This window comes from Shewanella sp. KCT (assembly GCF_007636505.1).
GTDB classification, from domain to species: domain Bacteria; phylum Pseudomonadota; class Gammaproteobacteria; order Enterobacterales; family Shewanellaceae; genus Shewanella; species Shewanella halotolerans.
Window position 1 is genome coordinate 119,878 of the sequence record NZ_LVDJ01000004.1, and the last position, 15,884, is coordinate 135,761.

Genomic DNA, 15,884 nt, shown 5'->3' on the forward strand with positions numbered 1-15,884 from the left:
GCACAGCTTTTAGGCCTTATCAATGGCGTCGGCAAGGGGGTTAAGATTAGTAAAAACAAATGTGAATATTGGCTATTTACTCAATTATTCAGTCTGTTATTCTCTAACCTCGGTGGCTCGCCTGCCTTGGCAAGTCGTATCTTGTCTGAGTCGCCCATCTAGGAATACTAGCAATATCCGTTTAGGACTTTCAGTTAAGAACTATTCGTTTAGGACTATCAGTTAAGAACTATTCGTTTAGGACTAGCTGTTTAAAAACCGGCGTATAGCAATATACGTGCGCGATATTAAGCGGGCCTTAAATCCCCACGAGGGGTTTTGGCATTATCTCATGGAGAGAGACAGTGGATTTTTTACTGCTTACCGATAACTTACCCTACAGCCTGGCACTGGCCTTGGTGATCCTCTTGGGCCTGGTCGAAGGCTTCTCTATGGTCTTTGGCCTGAGTCTGTTTGGCCTGCTGGATGATCTGACGCCCATGGAGATGGACGCCGACGTCGACACCGGCGTGTCTGGGGTCACAGGCGTGGCTGGCTGGCTCTGCCTGGATCGCCTGCCACTGCTCATCTGGCTGGTGCTGGCGCTGACTAGCTTCGCCGTCGCCGGCTTTGCTATCAACTATCTGGCGATCTCGTTTCACGGCGCCTTGCCGGCGCCCCTAAGTATTCCGCTGGCCATAGTGCTCAGCGCATTTTCCTGCCGTATCCTCGGCGCCCGTCTCGCCAATCTGCTGCCCAAGAACGAAACCTCTGCTGTCTCGGTTGACGAGCTCAGCGGTCTTGTAGGCGTCGTGACCTTAGGCTGTGCCCGCAAGGGATTTCCCAGTGAGGCCGTGGTGAAAGATGCCTATCAGCAGAAACATTATGTGCTGGTGGAACCCGAGCTGGCGGGCGAGGCCTTCTCCCAGGGCACCTCTGTGGTGCTACTCAATCGCAATGGCCAGGTCTGGTCAGTGGTGCAATTTAACGATGAAATTTAGGCAGCCTTGCTGCCGTAAAACCTGCTTATAACAAGCTTAGATTAAGGATGAAACATGAACGAAGTTGAAGGAATAGGCCTGTCTTTTGGGGGCAGCTTTGTGTTTATTGCCGCTGGCGCTGTGTTAATCGGTATCTTGGTGATCGGCATGATCTTCGCCAAGTTGTATCGACGGGCCTCGAAAGAGACCGCCTTTGTGAGGACAGGTTTTGGCGGCGAGAAGATCATCAAAGATGGCGGTGCCATAGTGCTGCCCGTGCTGCATGAGACCATAGCCGTTAACATGAACACCCTGCGTATCGAGGTGGAGAAGATGCAGAAAGATGCGCTGATCACCAAAGATCGCATGCGGGTGGATGTACGCGCCGACTTCTATCTGCGCGTGGCGCCGAGTGTGGAGGGGATCTCCATGGCGGCGCAGACCTTAGGTACCCGCACGACTCGGGTCGAAGAGGTGAAGAAGCTGATGGAGTCTAAGTTTGTCGACGTGCTGCGTGCGGTGGCGGCCGAGATGACCATGACTGAGATGCATGAGCAGCGCGCCGACTTCGTGCAGCGGGTTCAGAACAACGTCGCCAACGATCTGGAGAAGAACGGTCTCGAGCTGGAATCGGTTTCTCTGACAGGTTTCGATCAGACAGACCTACAATTCTTCAATGAAAATAACGCCTTCGATGCCGAGGGTCGCGCACGTCTTGCCAAGATCATCGAAGAGAAGCGCAAAGAAACCAACGACATCGAACAGGAAAACCGTATCAAGATAGAGCAGCGTAACCTGGAAGCTGAGAAGGAGTCGTTGGAGATCGAGAAGGCCGAAGAGGAAGCGCGTCTGGTACAGCAACAGGCACTAGAATTTAAGCGCGCCGAGCAGAAGGCGGAGATCCTCAAGAAGCAGGAGCAGAAGAGCCGCGAAGAGCGTGAGGCGGAGATCGCCAAGGAGCGCGCGGTAGAGACGGCGCAAATTGAGAAGACCAAAGATATCGAGACCCGCGAGATCGAGAAGCGTAAGGCAATTGAGCAGTCACGCATTCAGCAGCAGCGCGATATCGAGGTGGCCGAGCAGGACAAGCAGATCGCGGTGGCGCAGAAGTCGGAAGAGGAATCAGCCGCCCGCGCCAAGGCGGCCGAGGCCGAGAAGCTCAAGGTAGAGAAAGAGGAAGCGGTTATTACCGTACGTCAGGTGGCCGAGGCTAACCGTCGCAAGGAGATCGAGGTGATCGATGCCCGCAAGGAAGCCGAGCGTGATGCGGTGGGCGTGACGGTCGAGGCGGAAGCCGAGAAACGTGCCGCCGAAGATAAGGCAAGCGCGATCCTTACCGAGGCTAAGGCGGCAGCCGATGCCAAGAAGCTCAAGGCAGAGGCAGACGAGAAGGTGTACGCGGTCGAGGCGGCCGGTAAGCAGGCGCTGCACGAGGCGGAAAACGTACTCAGCAGCGAACAGATCGAGCTGCAAAAAGCGCTGGCTATGCTCAAAGCCCTGCCGGAAGTGGTGGCTCAGGCGGTCAAGCCGCTGGAGAACATCGAAGGGATCAAGATCCTACAGGGTTATGGTACCTCGGGGGCGACTCAGGGCAATGGCGAGACGGTACTTAGCCAGGGCGGTATCGCCGAGCAGGTGACCTCTGCGGCGCTGAATTATCGCGCCAACGCACCAATCGTCGATGCCATGCTCAGAGAGCTGGGCATGGTGGATGGCAAGCATGGCGGACTCAACGACCTGCTTAAAGGCCACAACATGATCACCCAGGAGATGCTGGGCGCCGGCGAGATTAGCGACGAGAGTCAAGGGGCGCACTCTCCCTTGAACGGTAAGACGCCGCGTGAGGGCGATGCCGCTAACTAGGCGATGGGGCTGACGATATTTAGCTGTTAGAAAAGTTAGCTGTCAGCAAAAATAGCTGCCGGTAATAGAAGGAAAAAGGCTAGCGCGTTGCGCTAGCCTTTTTGTTTGTCAGGTGGTTTAACCTAACTTAACTGCACTTAACTTAAGTAGCGCTGCTCCAGATGGCGCTTGAAGTGGATCGGGTTGAGCACCTCGCCGGTCACTTGAGTCACCAGCTCATCTGTGGTCAGAAGCGATCCTTGAGACCAGATGTTTTGGTTGAGCCAATCCATAACCTGGGTGATATTGCCCTGCTCAATCAGGCTGCCGATATCGCCCAGCGCCTTGACCATGCTCGCCTTAAACTGGGCCGCGTACATGGCGCCCAGGCTGTAACTTGGGAAGTAGCCCAGCTCACCGACCGGCCAGTGGATATCCTGCATGCAGCCGTTGCGATCGTTCCCACGGGTGGATAGCCCCAAAAGGCTCTGCATCTGCTGGTCCCAAAACTCGGGAAGGTCGGCGACCTGCAGACTCTTGTCGATTAGGCCTTTCTCTACCTCATACCTCAGCATGATGTGGCAAGGGTAAGTCACCTCGTCGGCATCGACCCGGATCAGGCCAGGCGTCACTCGCTGCACTAGGTGTGTCAGGGAATCCTGAGTGAATTGGCTGCCCAGATGATGATTAATCTTCTCTGTAAGCAGGGCAATCATCGCCGGGCTTCTGGCGAGCTGCATCTCGAAAAACAGGCTCTGGCTTTCGTGGATTGCCATGGAGCGCGCCAGCCCAACAGGTTGGCCGCGCCAGTCGATGGGCAGTCCCTGCTCGTAGCGGGCATGGCCTACCTCGTGGATGGTGCTATAGAGGGAGGTGGCAAAATCGGCTTCATCATAACGGGTGGTGATGCGCACATCGCCGGGCACGCCGCCCGAGAAGGGGTGGCTGCTGGTGTCCAGGCGTCCCTGATTAAAATCGAAGCCAAGGAGGCGCATCACATCCAGGTTGAGGGCCTGCTGGGCACGGGGGCTGCTGTGGGGGATGGCTACGGCTTGCCGGCTCTGCTGCTTGGCTTGCACCTGCTGGATCATCTCCGGCAGCCAGGTCCTCAGCTCGCCAAATACCTTGTCCAGCGCCGCCGTTTGACAACCTGGCTCAAACTTATTGAGCAGGGCGTCATAGGGGGAGAGTCCCTGCACCTCGCCGAGGATCTGCGCCTCTTCGCGTACCAGGGCGATCACCTTCTCCAGATTTGGCCGAAAGCCCTGCCAGTCGTTGTCTTTGCGTTGCTGACGCCAGGCATGTTCGCAGGCGTAGGTGAGAGCCGTCTTCTGCTGCACCAGCTCGCCGGGCAGGGCGGTGGCCTGCAGCGTGTGATAACGCATCTCTCTCAGATTGGCCTTCTGCGACGCGGTTAAGGCCTCTTCGTCCGCCGCCGACAAGTTGTTGACCAAAGAGGGGGCGGTCTTGAGCGTGTGAATATGCAGGGCCAGCTCGGCCATGGCCTCGCCCCGTCCTTGGCTGCCGCCACTTGGCATCATGGTGGCCTGATCCCAATCCCCCAGGGCTTGCAGATGCTGGAAGTGATGGATCTGTTTAAAGGCGGCGCACAGGGCGTCGTAGTGCGGCGTCGCCGAATCTTGCTTGTTTGCTGTCATAGTGGCTGTCGACCTTAAGTTAACCTGGCTGACATGCTAACACGAGAATGGCCGAAAACGAGTGTTGATATGCGAGTGTCGATAAGCAGGGCCGTCCTGGTTAAGACGGCCTGTAACAGAAGGCGAGCTAAAGCGTGTTTAGGCTTTCAGCAGTGCCAATGCGGGCTGGCGGTTGCCTGGATAGAGGCGATAGGCCTTATGGTGCTTGATGCAGCTGGCTTTCTTGTCGCCTTGGCTCAGCAGCAGCGCGTGCTTAACGGCGTGCAGGGCGATCAACTGCTCGTCGGCGCGCATATAGAGAGTGATGGGCTTGATAAGCTTACCCTCGACCAGATGCTGCTCATACTGTTCGACCGAGATCACCAGGCTGTTTTGACCATCGCTGTCGAGCCTGAGCTTGCCGCTCACCTCACAGTCGAGGATAACCAGCCAACCCTGGGCTTGGAGGTCGGCAATCAGCGATTGAAGCGACTGACCCACCTCGGCATTTTCCATGGCCGGCAGGTATTGGTTTTCGATTCGTTGCAGCAGCTGGGGGAGCTGGGCGCCGGCGCCCTTGCTGCGTCCTTCTCGGATCCAGCGAGTCAAATCATCGGCCACCAACTTGGAGAAGCGTCGCTCCTTGAGTGATTGCACCATCCAGTTGCAGAGGAAATGGCTCTCTGCCGCCGGGGTCTTGATGCTGCCTGGATTGGCGTTACGCGCCGCCAGGTCGGCGAGGCCCGCTTGGGCTAATGCCACTAGGGCCTGGTTGTAGCTTTGCTCTGTCATTGCGTCTCCACGCAAAAGAAAAAAGGGATGCGGCGCTGAGTATACCCTATCGGCGCGCTTATCAATATCGGCAGGATAAAGAAAACCGCCGCGCTTTGGCTATGCGGCGGTCTGTCTATATGTAAGCCCTGTCATTTGCTAGCGCTGTTGGCACTTTTGCCTACTGGGGGATGAGGCTCGCCGCGGTGAGGATCAGCTTAGGCTCGGCGCGCACCTTGTAGTTAGGATTGATGTATTGAAAGTGCACCAGCCCCGTTTTGTCCGTGACATAGACGGCGGGCACCGGCAGCACCAGGCGGGACTCGCCGGCGGCGTTCTTCCACAGCTTATTTTTCAGGTGCATCTTGGCCATGTATCTATCCGATATGCTCTGACTGGTGAAATAGGCCAGGCCGAAGGCGCGCATGGCATTGAGGTCTGCATCCGAGACCAGGGTGTAGTTGAGATCGTTCTTGGTCATGGAGGCGCGCAGCTCCTCTGGCGCATCGGGTGAGATGCCGATTAGTTGAAAGCCCATCTTGAGGAGATCGCCTTCGATCGCCTGCAGCTGACCCATCTGGGCGTTACAGAAGGGACACCAGCCGCCGCGGTAGAAGAAGAGCACACTGGGCTTCTCCTGGAGTATCTGCTGCAGATCCACCGACTTGCCCTTAAGATCCTTTACCTGAATCGAGGGCACCGACTGACCATTCAGTAGCGGTGAGATAGATGTCGGGCTTTCAGCTATCGGCTTAGCTGATGCTGAGGGTGCGATGAGCGCCAGGCTCACCAGGGTGAAGAGTAGGGCGCTCAGCAGGGCGCCAGCGCGTGAATTTAGTGTCTTGGTCATAGGGTGGCCTTCTCGTGATTGTTTTATCTGTCGAACAGACCCAGGCGGCGGCCGTAAACTTTCACCCTGATGTGGAATTAATCGATACGAACAAAAAAGGCACTGTTAAGTGCCTTATTTGATTAGATAATAATTTTGTGACCGTACGTCGATTATTTTTGCTTCTTAATTTTCGTGTTGGATGAGTTCTTCACCTTCACCCGGCGAGACCCCATGTTCTTCTCGGCGATCACCTGAGCGCCCACGTTGTCGCTGCGCTGTTGCTTCTTGGCGAAGCTGCGACGCTTCTGCAGCTGTTTGATCAAGAGATCGCGACTGCCCACCTCATAGCCTGGGATGGTGATGCGGCGGATCTTAGTGCCGATCAATTTCTCGATGTCGGCTAAAGTGCGTTCCTCCTCACGGCTCACCAGCGAGATGGCGACGCCGCTGCGACCGGCGCGGCCGGTACGACCGATACGGTGGACATAGTCTTCGGCCAGGAAGGGCAGGTCGAAGTTGACCACATATTCCAGCTCGGGGATGTCCAGGCCGCGAGCGGCGACCTCGGTGGCCACCAGGGCGCGCACCTTACCCTCTTTAAATTCTCGCAGCGCACGGCGACGATTGCCTTGGGCCTTCTCGCTGTGAACTACAGCCGATGGGATGCCGTCCAGGTTGAGTTCTTTCACTAGGACGTCGGCGGCCTCACGGGTGGCAGTAAATACCAGCACCTGTTGCCAGTTCTTCTTGCCGATCAGCTCAGAGAGGAGTTCACGCTTGCGGCGCTGCTCCACAGGGTAGACCACCTGGCTGACGGTCACCGCCGTGGTGTTCTGCTTGTCGACGGCGATCAGCTTAGGCTTGACCAGCATCTCGTTGGCCAGCTGCTTGACGGCACTTGAGAAGGTGGCGGAAAACAGCAGGTTCTGACGGTCGCGATTAACCTGCTGCAGGATCTTCTGAATGTCTGTGATGAAGCCCATGTCCAACATGCGGTCGGCCTCATCCAGTACCAGGAAGTCGACGTTAGACAGGTTGAGGTTACAGGCTTGCAAGTGCTCCAGCAGGCGGCCTGGAGTGGCGACTATGATGTCGGCGCCTTTCTTTACCTTAGCCGCCTGGGTATCCATCTTGACGCCGCCATAGACGGTCAGCACTGAGATGGGCAGGTAACGGCTGTACTGCTTGATGTTGTCGGCCACCTGAGCCACAAGTTCGCGGGTGGGGGCCAGGATCAAGGCGCGGGTGTTGGAGCGCTGAGTGTCGCTTGGGCTATCGAACATCTTCTGCAGGATAGGCAGGGCGAAGGCCGCCGTCTTGCCGGTACCCGTCTGGGCGCTGGCCAGCACATCCTGTCCGCGACGGATCGCCGGGATGGCCTCTTTTTGAATGGGCGTCATTTTTTGGTACCCACATTCTGAGATGGCGTGCAAAATCTCGGGAGCAAAACTGAAAGATTCAAATCTCATGGGATATCCTGTTGTTTACCTTTTAAAATAACGACATATCAAATTGAGTTTAGTCCAGACTCGAGCTGTACCTTAACCCATTACCACCCTGGGCCACAAAGGCGGCCGCGGAGTATAGCAAAATTTTCGGTTAAAACCTGCACTTTTATCTGCCGCAATTATCGCCTGTGCCGATAATTTGGGTCAATTTGACACTTAAGCGCGCTGAACTAACCTTATTAAGTTAACGTTTGGAGGTTGTCACAGGCATGGAGGCTTAGGTGTATATTTGGTATGCCCCAACTGCGAGGCAGCATCCTGCTTTGGATGAGGGGATGTCATGTCGATAAATGTCTTGATCGTCGATGATTCGCTGAGCGCCTGCCGCGTGCTCAGTCGTCACTTTTTGCTGCTGGATGTGGACAAGGTGGAGTTCTGCCGCGACGCCCGCAGCGCCATTCGAACCTTAAGTAAATATAGCGATGACTACCAGATAGTGGTGGTGGACCTGCATATGCCCGAAGTTGACGGCATAGAGTTTCTGATGCGTCTGAGTAAGATGGAGTTTAAAGGGGGGATCATCATCGCCTCTGGCATGGAGTCGCGTATCGTCGAGGCCGCCTCTCAGCTGGTGGAGGCCTCCAAGCTCAGGCTGCTGGGCGCCCTGATGAAACCGGTCACCACAGAGCAGCTCAGGGTCTGTGTCGAACGCTATCGTCTGATGGCCTTTCAGGGCAACGGTGTGCGCCACAAGGGATTGATGAGCATCGACGAGATCCGCCGCGCCATCAACTCCAATAAGATCATTCCCTATTATCAGGCGCAGGTGGATATCGCCAGCGGCAAGATAAAGGGGTTCGAGGTGCTGTGCCGCCTGCAGCAGGGCACTCGCTTGCAGTTGATCACTCCAGATAAGTTTATCGATGTGGCCGAGTGCAACAATGCCCTCAATAGCCTGACCACTAAGCTGCTGAATAACGCCATCCCAGAGTGGGCGCTGATCAGCCAGTTTGAGTCGTGCAAACAGTGCCACCTGTCGATCAATCTGACCCCTAAGCAGCTCAATCAGAGTGGCTGGCATACCCGCCTGATGCAGTACTGTGAGCAAAACCTGTTGTCGCCGTCGCGCCTGACGGTGGAGATCACCGAAAATCAGGTGTTGGATAAACAGCGTCAGCACTCTACCATCAGCCAGCTGAGGATGAACCGTATCGGCGTGGCCATAGATGATTTCGGCACCGGCTATACCAATCTCTCCCAGCTATGCACCCTGCCCATCAGCGAGCTGAAGCTGGATCGCAGCCTGGTTCATGGCATACATAAAGACCCTGTCTCCCAGACCATATTGAAATCTATGCAGGCGATCAGTGGCAAGCTCGGCATTCATCTGGTGGCCGAGGGAGTAGAGGATATCCATGATCTCAACTATCTGGAGCAGATCGAAGATATCTCCTTGCAGGGCTACCTCATCTGCCGTCCTAAACCCTACAGCGAGCTGGTGCGCTGGCTAAAGGCCCGCGAGCGTCTGGTTCAGGCATAAACAAAAACAGCACCTTAGGGTGCTGTTTTTATGGATAAAAAGCCTAACTTTTATATGGCTTTTGTCCTATATAACCTTTGCTTTATATGGCCTCGGTCGCCTTGAGTAGCCAGTCGAGCTCAGCGCCCAGCATCAGCGGGCTCAGGGTCTCTCTGACTCTCTGATGGTAGCCATTGAGCCAGTTGATCTCGGCGTCATTCAGCAGCTGCTTATCGATAAGACGTGTGTCGATCGGGATCAGGGTGAGGGCATGGAACTCATACATCTCACGCTCGGCGCCGGCCAGGGCCTCGCAGGCCTGCACTGTGATGAGATTTTCGATACGAATACCAAAGGCATCGGCGCGGTAGTAGCCCGGCTCGTTCGACACCACCATGCCTGGCAGCAGGGCGACGGCATTGCTGTTCTTGGCGATGCGCTGCGGTCCCTCATGGACGCTGAGGAAGTGGCCCACGCCGTGGCCCGTGCCGTGGTCATAATCGAAGCCATGCTGCCACAGGTATTGACGGGCGAAGCCGTCGAGCTGTTGGCCCGTTGTGCCCTTAGGGAATCTGGCCTGATCCAGGGCGATATGGCCCTTCAATACCAGGGTGACCATCTTACGCTGCTCGTCGGTGACCTCGCCGATGGCGATGGTGCGGGTAACGTCTGTGGTGCCATCCAGATACTGAGCGCCCGAGTCCACCAGGTAGATGCTGTCCATGGTCATCATGGCTGGGGTGCCGTTGTTGTGGTTGTAGTGGCACATGGCGGCGTTAGCACCGGCGGCCGAGATGGTATCGAAGCTCGGCTCGCGATACTGGGGATCTTCCAGGCGGAAGCTCTCAAGCTTGTCGGCCAGGGTGCCTTCGTCATAGAGACGCTGGGCGGCCACTTCGGCGTCGAGCCAGGCGAGGAAACGGCTCACGGCCACGCCGTCGCGAATATGACAGGCGCTAAGGCCGGCGAGTTCGGCCGGATTCTTCTGCGCCTTGGGCAGGGCAACCGGATCTTGCCCGGCGATCAGCCTGGCACCGGCTTGCTTTGCCGTTAGCTGCATCCAGGCGTTGGCGCTGTCTGGGTCGGCCAGTAGCTTGACGCCATCGAACTTAGATAACACGCCTTCGAGTTCGGTTTCGGCCATGAAGTTGACGCCAGCGCCCACATGGGCCTGGATCCCCTCTGGTAGCTTGGCGAGATCGGTAAAGAGTGTCATCTCGCCATTCTTATACAGCAGGGCCGTGCCTAAGACCACGGGCAGACGAGGTACGTCGTTGCCGCGAATGTTCAGCAGCCAGCAGAAGGAGTCCAGTGCGCTGATGAGCGCCACATCGGCACCGGCTGCCGCCACGGCCTTACCTATCTGCTCACGTTTCACGGCGCTGCTGACGCCGGCGCTCTGCTCACTAAAGAGGGTGATTGGGGCGCTGGAGGCGGCGGGGCGCTCTTGCCAGTGGCGATCGATAGGGTTGTCTGTCATCGCAATCAGCTCTATACCGGCGCGCTGACACTGGGCCTCGGCCTGTTGTTGCCAGCTCAGGGTATGCAGGCGTGGGTCATAGCCGATGCGAGCGCCTTCGTTAAGCTGGGCGATGAGCCAAGGAATCTGTGGTGTGTCGGTGAGACTCTGATAATCGAACTGAGCACTGTCTACCTGCTGCTTGACCTGAACCGTGTAACGGCCATCGATGAAGATGGCGGCGCGCTCTTTGAGCACTATGGCCATGCCTGCCGAACCGGTAAAGCCGGTGAGCCAGTGGAGTCTTTCGTTACGCTCGGGGACATACTCGCCCAGATATTCGTCGGCCCGGGGCACGATGAAGGCATCGAGGGTTTGGCTGAGCATGTCGCCTCTTATGGCGTCCAGACGTTGTGCGGTTACAGATGTCATGAAGTCTCCTTTAGTACCCAATTGCGGGGCCATCTAAGCGTGGCCTTCTGGGCTTGAGCGAATAGGCTTGGCCTTATCTCCAGAGGTGAGATATTGGCTGAGTTGCCGCCGATTATCGCAGCTCAGCGGGTGAGTTGGAAGGGAGGCGCGAAAAAGCGTATCAAGGACGGCGTAAAGTCTGGCGTGAGCCGTCGGATGTGCAGTGGTTATTGAATCGGGGGGCAGTGGACATTGAATCTGATAGCCCAGAGAGGCAGAGATTCAGCGTGATATCCGCCAATATCTGCGTTCTAGGCTGGTAAAGTTTGTCGTGAGTCAGTATTTTGCTTATAAGTGAACAATTTGTGATTAGGGGCTGTTGACCTTTTGAGCACAAATTTTGTTTTCAAGATGAAGCCTATGGGCAGCGTCTGTATCATATTTCTACTGGGTTATCGCTTATTCATCTAGCGCACTAGATTGCAAGCCTTATGGCTTGCATTAAATCGATACAGAATGCTGCAAAATGAACGCAGAAGATCAGTAGATCCTACCTTTATGCCAAGAAATGTATGGGTATTAACCCTGGCTCAGGCCTTTGCCATGAGTGCCACCCCCATGATGATGTTGCTCGGCGGCCTGATTGGCGCCGAATTAGCGCCAACCCCGGTGCTGGCCACCCTGCCGATTGCCATCATGGTAATCGGCAGGGCCATCTCTGTGGTGCCTGTTAGTCGTTTGATGCGTCGCTTCGGCCGCAAGAAGATCTTTCTGCTGGGCAGTGGCTTGGGGGCAAGCGGGGGGCTCCTGGCGGCCTTCGCCACCCAGGCACAGCTATTTGTGCCTTTCTGTCTCAGTGGCTTGCTCTTGGGCTCTGCCGGGGCGATAGTGCAGCAATACCGCTTCGCGGCCATGGAGTCGGTGGCAGCGCTCGATAGTGCCAAGGCGGCCTCCCGGGTCTTGGTCGGTGGTCTGGTGGCCGCCATCATGGGGCCAGAACTTGCGGTGCTGGGTGAAAACCTGTTTGCCACGCCTCATGTGGGCGCCTTCCTGTTTCTGATCTGCGTCTGTCTGATGGCGGGGCTGGTGCTCTGTTTCTATCAGGAAAATCGCCAGGACAAACCGGCCCATGAGTCATCCCATCAGGCCGTGCGTCCCCTTGGGAACATCTTGTTGCAGCCTTCTATCTGGACCGCCATCGGCGCCGCGACCATAGGCTATGGCATGATGAGCTTCATCATGACCGCCACGCCCCTGCATATGCATCACATGGAGCACTATTCCCTGGCCGATACCAAGTGGGTGATCCAGAGTCACATCATCGCCATGTATTTCCCATCGCTGTTTAGCGGCTATCTGGTGGCCAAGTTCGGCACCAGCCGCATGATGCTGGTGGGCCTAGCAGCCTATGGTGTGACCATCACGGTTGCCTTGCTCGGGCGGGAGCTGTTGAATTACTGGGTGGCTCTGGTGCTGCTCGGCGTCGGCTGGAACCTGCTGTTTGTGGCCGGAACCGTCTTGTTGCCGCGTTATTACCACAGTGAAGAACGCTTTAAGGTTCAGGCCTTTAACGATGCCTTCGTCTTCGGCTCCCAGGCCCTAGCCTCCTTAAGCGCCGGCTGGGTGCTGCACTGGTTAGGCTGGGAGGTGATGCTGCTCACCTGTATCCCGCTGCTGGCCATTCATCTACTCTTGATGGCCTGGGGGCGGGTGCCCCTTAGGCTGACAAATGAGCAGAAAATAGATGAAACCTGATAGCTCTTGATGGAAATTCAATCAAAGCAAGGTGTTAGTCGCATTTTATATAGCCTTAGTTGATGGTTTTTGTGATAAAATTTAGCGATACACAACTCTTCTACTCATCGCGCCGAGAGGCTCTCGCCGTGATGAGCTAGTCGGCTACGGAGCTCGTTATGCAATCCCTGACCATAGATATTGGCGCGACTACCGCCCTGTTCGAAATTGAGACTCAGGGGCGCACCGAGCAATATAAAATCGCCACCGGCGAGCACTTTACCCTGACTGATCTCAACCATCACATCGCCGACATCGAAGCCGACTACGGCCTGAGTGACTATGCCTTAGGGGTGGCGGTGCCCGGACTGGTGAAGCAAGATACCTTGATCGCTTGCAAGGTGGCACCCAAGCTCAACGGCCTGTCGCTGGCCAAGCTCAAGACTCAGGCCCGCTTTAGCCTGCTCCACAACGATATCGATGCCGGCATGCTGGCGGTCTGTGACCCCAAAAATGCCTGCGAATTGCTGCTGATGAGCGGCGCCGGCATAGGCATGGCGATCGCCATTAAGGGCGAGCCGTTTCTTGGTGCAGGCGGCGTAGCCGGCGAGCTGGGCCATTGCCGGGTGATGAGTGAAGGGGGCGAGTACAGTCTGGAGCAGCTGGCCAGTGGCGAGTCGATTCGCATTCGCGGCCTCAAGAGTCCGCAGGAACTCTACCGCGCCGGTAGTTACCTGGGGATGGGGATCGCCTGGGCCATCAACCTGCTGAACCCTAATCGTATCTGGCTTGCTGGCCCTATGATGAATCAGCCGGACTATTACAAGGGCTGTGTCGAGTCCCTGAGACAACTGGCGCTGACGGCGCCGCTGGGGGATGTGAACATCGCTCGGGTCGATGATATGGAGACTCTGGTGTGCCGCGGCCTCAAGGTATTGCTGGCCCAGCACGCCGAGTGAAGTCCTAGCTCATAAAGTCATAGCTCCTAAAGCCAACAGAAGTAAAAACATTACGAGTAAAAGCATTGCGAGCAAAATCAGAAGGCACTAATTCGATTTAGTCTTTATTCTGCTTTTAGGTTTGTCGAAACGATTGCAGTTCCCCTTTGAGTAATCCCTCCCTAGGCGTTGCTTACCTGCCTACCTTGAAGATTTTTCTTTCTGTTAGCTACTGCTTTTTTGTATACATTATGCTAAAAAGGCTGCCTGTCATTCTTCTTTTCCATGGTGGTTGCGGGTTGGCCCCGCGACTGCCGTCAAAGGTGTTAACTATGAGTGTAAATACCACGGGCTTAATTGGCACTGGTTTAATCACGACTGTAGGCGTTGGCGGCTCGACGCCCGAGCAGGAGCTGGCCAAGCTGTCTGATATGACCCAAGGGGTCGAAGGGATCTCGGCGCAGGAGTACAGGGCGCGTATCGACAAGGCACAGCAGCTGATGCGTCAGCAGGGCATTGCGGCCATCTATCTCAACGCCGGTACTAACCTCTACTACTTTACTGGCACGCGCTGGTACGCCAGTGAGCGTATGGTGGGGGCCATATTGCCGGCGGAGGGTGAGCTGGAATATATCGCTCCCGCGTTCGAACTCGATACACTTAAGGGTTACATGGTGATCGAGGGGCGGGTAAACTGCTGGCATGAGGATGAGAGTCCCTATGGTCTGTTCGTTCAGCGACTCGGTGAACTTGGCATAAGCCAAGGCAAGCTGGCGATGGATGAGTCGGCGGCGTTTTTCATCTTCGATGGCGTGCGTCAACTGGCGCCTGCATTTGAATTCGTTAACGGTAAGACGGTTACCGCCGCCTGTCGCATGATCAAGTCTGAGACAGAGCTAGCCCTGTTGCAGCGCGCCAAGGATATGACCCTTGAGGTGCACAAGGCCGCCGCACGCATCTTGCATCAAGGGATCACAGTCGGCGAGGTGGAGAGCTTTATTCACCAGGCCCATAAAGCCGTAGGCGCCCCCGCGGGCTCCTATTTCTGTATCGTGCTCTTCGGTGAAGACTCGGCCTATCCCCATGGGGTCAAGTCGCCTAAGGCGCTCGAGCTTAACGATACCGTGCTGATCGACACCGGCTGTCAGCTGCACGGCTATAACTCAGATATTACCCGCACCTATGTCTACGGCACGCCGAGCGAGCGTCAGCGTCAGCTGTGGCAACTGGAGCAGGATGCTCAGCTAGCCGCCTTCGAGGCCGCTAAGGTGGGGGCTCCTTGTTCAAGCGTAGATCGCGCCGCCCGCGACGTACTCGAGCAGGCGGGTTTCGGCCCAGGTTATGACCTGCCGGGTCTGCCCCACAGGACGGGGCATGGCATTGGCCTGGATATCCATGAGTGGCCTTACTTGGTGCTGAATGACCATACGCCGCTGGCCCCTGGCATGTGCTTTAGTAACGAGCCCATGCTGTGTGTGCCGGGTGAGTTTGGGGTGCGCCACGAGGATCACTTCTATATGACACAGAGTGGTCCTAAGTGGTTTACCCAGCCGGCTCACTCTATCGATAATCCCTTCGGGTATTAATACCAATCCTAGTAAATAACTGAGCATGCTAGCTTGTTAAAACGTTCGATAACTCCGTTACTATTTTTGATTGTAGAATAACTACTTATCAAAGAATTACGCCTTGTTATCGAACGTTTTTGCTGCGCTATCTCCGATCACTTACTTACCGTGATTGGTATGATACAAAAAACGCGCCTTAGGGCGCGTTTTTCATGTCGTAAGTCACTGTTTCTACCTATCTATGCTAATCAACTCAACATCGAAGATAAGCACTGAGCCGCCGGGGATCTTGCCGGCGCTGCGATTGCCATAGGCCAGGCTGCTGGGAATAAAGAAGCGGGTCTTTTCCCCTTCGACCATCAGCTGTACCCCCTCGGTCCAGCCCTTGATGACGCGATTAAGCGGGAAGGCGATAGGCTCGCCGCGCTCGACCGAGCTGTCAAACACTGTGCCGTCGATCAGCGTGCCATGGTAGTGCACGGTTACGGTATCGCTGGCCTTGGGATGGACGCTGCCGTCACCCTTTGCTAAAACCTTGTACTGGAGCCCCGAAGCGGTCTCGATAACCCCGTCTTCAGCCTTGTTCTGGGCTAGAAAAGCTTCGCCCTTGGCGATATTTTCCTTAGCCGCCTTCTGGTTGCTCATGCTGGTAAAGAAATAAAACAAGACGCCGGCGATCACCACGACTGCTAATATCATTCTCATCTTTGATTTTCCTATAAAAGTGCGGCCTTCATCATAGCCAATTGTGCCCTGTGGGTAAACG

The 15,884-nt window shown here is 56.0% G+C and carries 12 protein-coding genes; 6 read left to right on the forward strand and 6 right to left on the reverse strand.

All coding sequences use genetic code 11. The features are described from left to right. Window positions 1-344 precede the first annotated feature (344 nt). Both AYI87_RS07500 and AYI87_RS07505 read left to right on the forward strand, forming a co-directional pair. Entirely contained in the window at window positions 345-980 is a 636-nt protein-coding gene (locus AYI87_RS07500; protein ID WP_144200950.1) for a YqiJ family protein, read from the forward strand. Between the two features lie 54 nt (window positions 981-1,034). Further along, window positions 1,035-2,822: a flotillin family protein gene (locus tag AYI87_RS07505; RefSeq protein WP_144200951.1), complete on the forward strand. Its 1,788-nt coding sequence runs from the start codon at window positions 1,035-1,037 to the stop codon at window positions 2,820-2,822. 137 nt (window positions 2,823-2,959) lie between these two features. Here the strand turns inward: AYI87_RS07505 and AYI87_RS07510 are convergent, their stop codons facing one another. The 4 genes from AYI87_RS07510 to AYI87_RS07525 all read right to left on the reverse strand — a co-directional run bounded on the left by AYI87_RS07510 (window position 2,960) and on the right by AYI87_RS07525 (window position 7,510). Beyond that, entirely contained in the window at window positions 2,960-4,459 is a 1,500-nt protein-coding gene (locus AYI87_RS07510) for a carboxypeptidase M32 (RefSeq protein WP_144200953.1), read from the reverse strand. Between the two features lie 138 nt (window positions 4,460-4,597). Continuing rightward, entirely contained in the window at window positions 4,598-5,230 is a 633-nt protein-coding gene (locus tag AYI87_RS07515; RefSeq protein ID WP_144200955.1) for a DUF2913 family protein, read from the reverse strand. Window positions 5,231-5,390: 160 nt separating this feature from the next. Further along, the gene (locus AYI87_RS07520; RefSeq protein WP_144200957.1) at window positions 5,391-6,059 is read right to left on the reverse strand and encodes a peroxiredoxin-like family protein; all 669 of its coding nucleotides are present in this window, start codon (window positions 6,057-6,059) and stop codon (window positions 5,391-5,393) included. Window positions 6,060-6,211: 152 nt separating this feature from the next. Next, entirely contained in the window at window positions 6,212-7,510 is a 1,299-nt protein-coding gene (locus AYI87_RS07525; protein WP_144200959.1) for a DEAD/DEAH box helicase, read from the reverse strand. 319 nt (window positions 7,511-7,829) lie between these two features. Here AYI87_RS07525 and AYI87_RS07530 point away from each other — a divergent pair, with 319 nt between their 5' ends. Next, window positions 7,830-9,029: an EAL domain-containing protein gene (locus AYI87_RS07530; protein ID WP_011864756.1), complete on the forward strand. Its 1,200-nt coding sequence runs from the start codon at window positions 7,830-7,832 to the stop codon at window positions 9,027-9,029. Window positions 9,030-9,111: 82 nt separating this feature from the next. On the opposite strand, the gene AYI87_RS07535 is transcribed toward AYI87_RS07530, so the two are convergent. Beyond that, on the reverse strand, window positions 9,112-10,899 hold the full coding sequence (locus AYI87_RS07535) for an aminopeptidase P family protein (protein ID WP_144200961.1): 1,788 nt from the start codon (window positions 10,897-10,899) through the stop codon (window positions 9,112-9,114). Window positions 10,900-11,436: 537 nt separating this feature from the next. Here AYI87_RS07535 and AYI87_RS07540 point away from each other — a divergent pair. The 3 genes from AYI87_RS07540 to AYI87_RS07550 all read left to right on the forward strand — a co-directional run bounded on the left by AYI87_RS07540 (window position 11,437) and on the right by AYI87_RS07550 (window position 15,136). Then, window positions 11,437-12,633 carry an MFS transporter gene (locus AYI87_RS07540; protein WP_186300582.1) on the forward strand — a complete coding sequence of 399 codons (1,197 nt, stop codon included), beginning with the start codon at window positions 11,437-11,439 and terminating at the stop codon, window positions 12,631-12,633. Window positions 12,634-12,791: 158 nt separating this feature from the next. Next, entirely contained in the window at window positions 12,792-13,571 is a 780-nt protein-coding gene (locus AYI87_RS07545) for an ROK family protein (RefSeq protein ID WP_144200965.1), read from the forward strand. Window positions 13,572-13,882: 311 nt separating this feature from the next. Then, window positions 13,883-15,136, forward strand: a complete 1,254-nt coding sequence (locus AYI87_RS07550; protein ID WP_144200967.1) for a M24 family metallopeptidase — start codon at window positions 13,883-13,885, stop codon at window positions 15,134-15,136. 213 nt (window positions 15,137-15,349) lie between these two features. Here the strand turns inward: AYI87_RS07550 and AYI87_RS07555 are convergent, their stop codons facing one another. Further along, window positions 15,350-15,823, reverse strand: coding sequence for an FKBP-type peptidyl-prolyl cis-trans isomerase (locus tag AYI87_RS07555; protein WP_144200969.1), 474 nt, complete (start codon window positions 15,821-15,823; stop codon window positions 15,350-15,352). Window positions 15,824-15,884 lie beyond the last annotated feature (61 nt).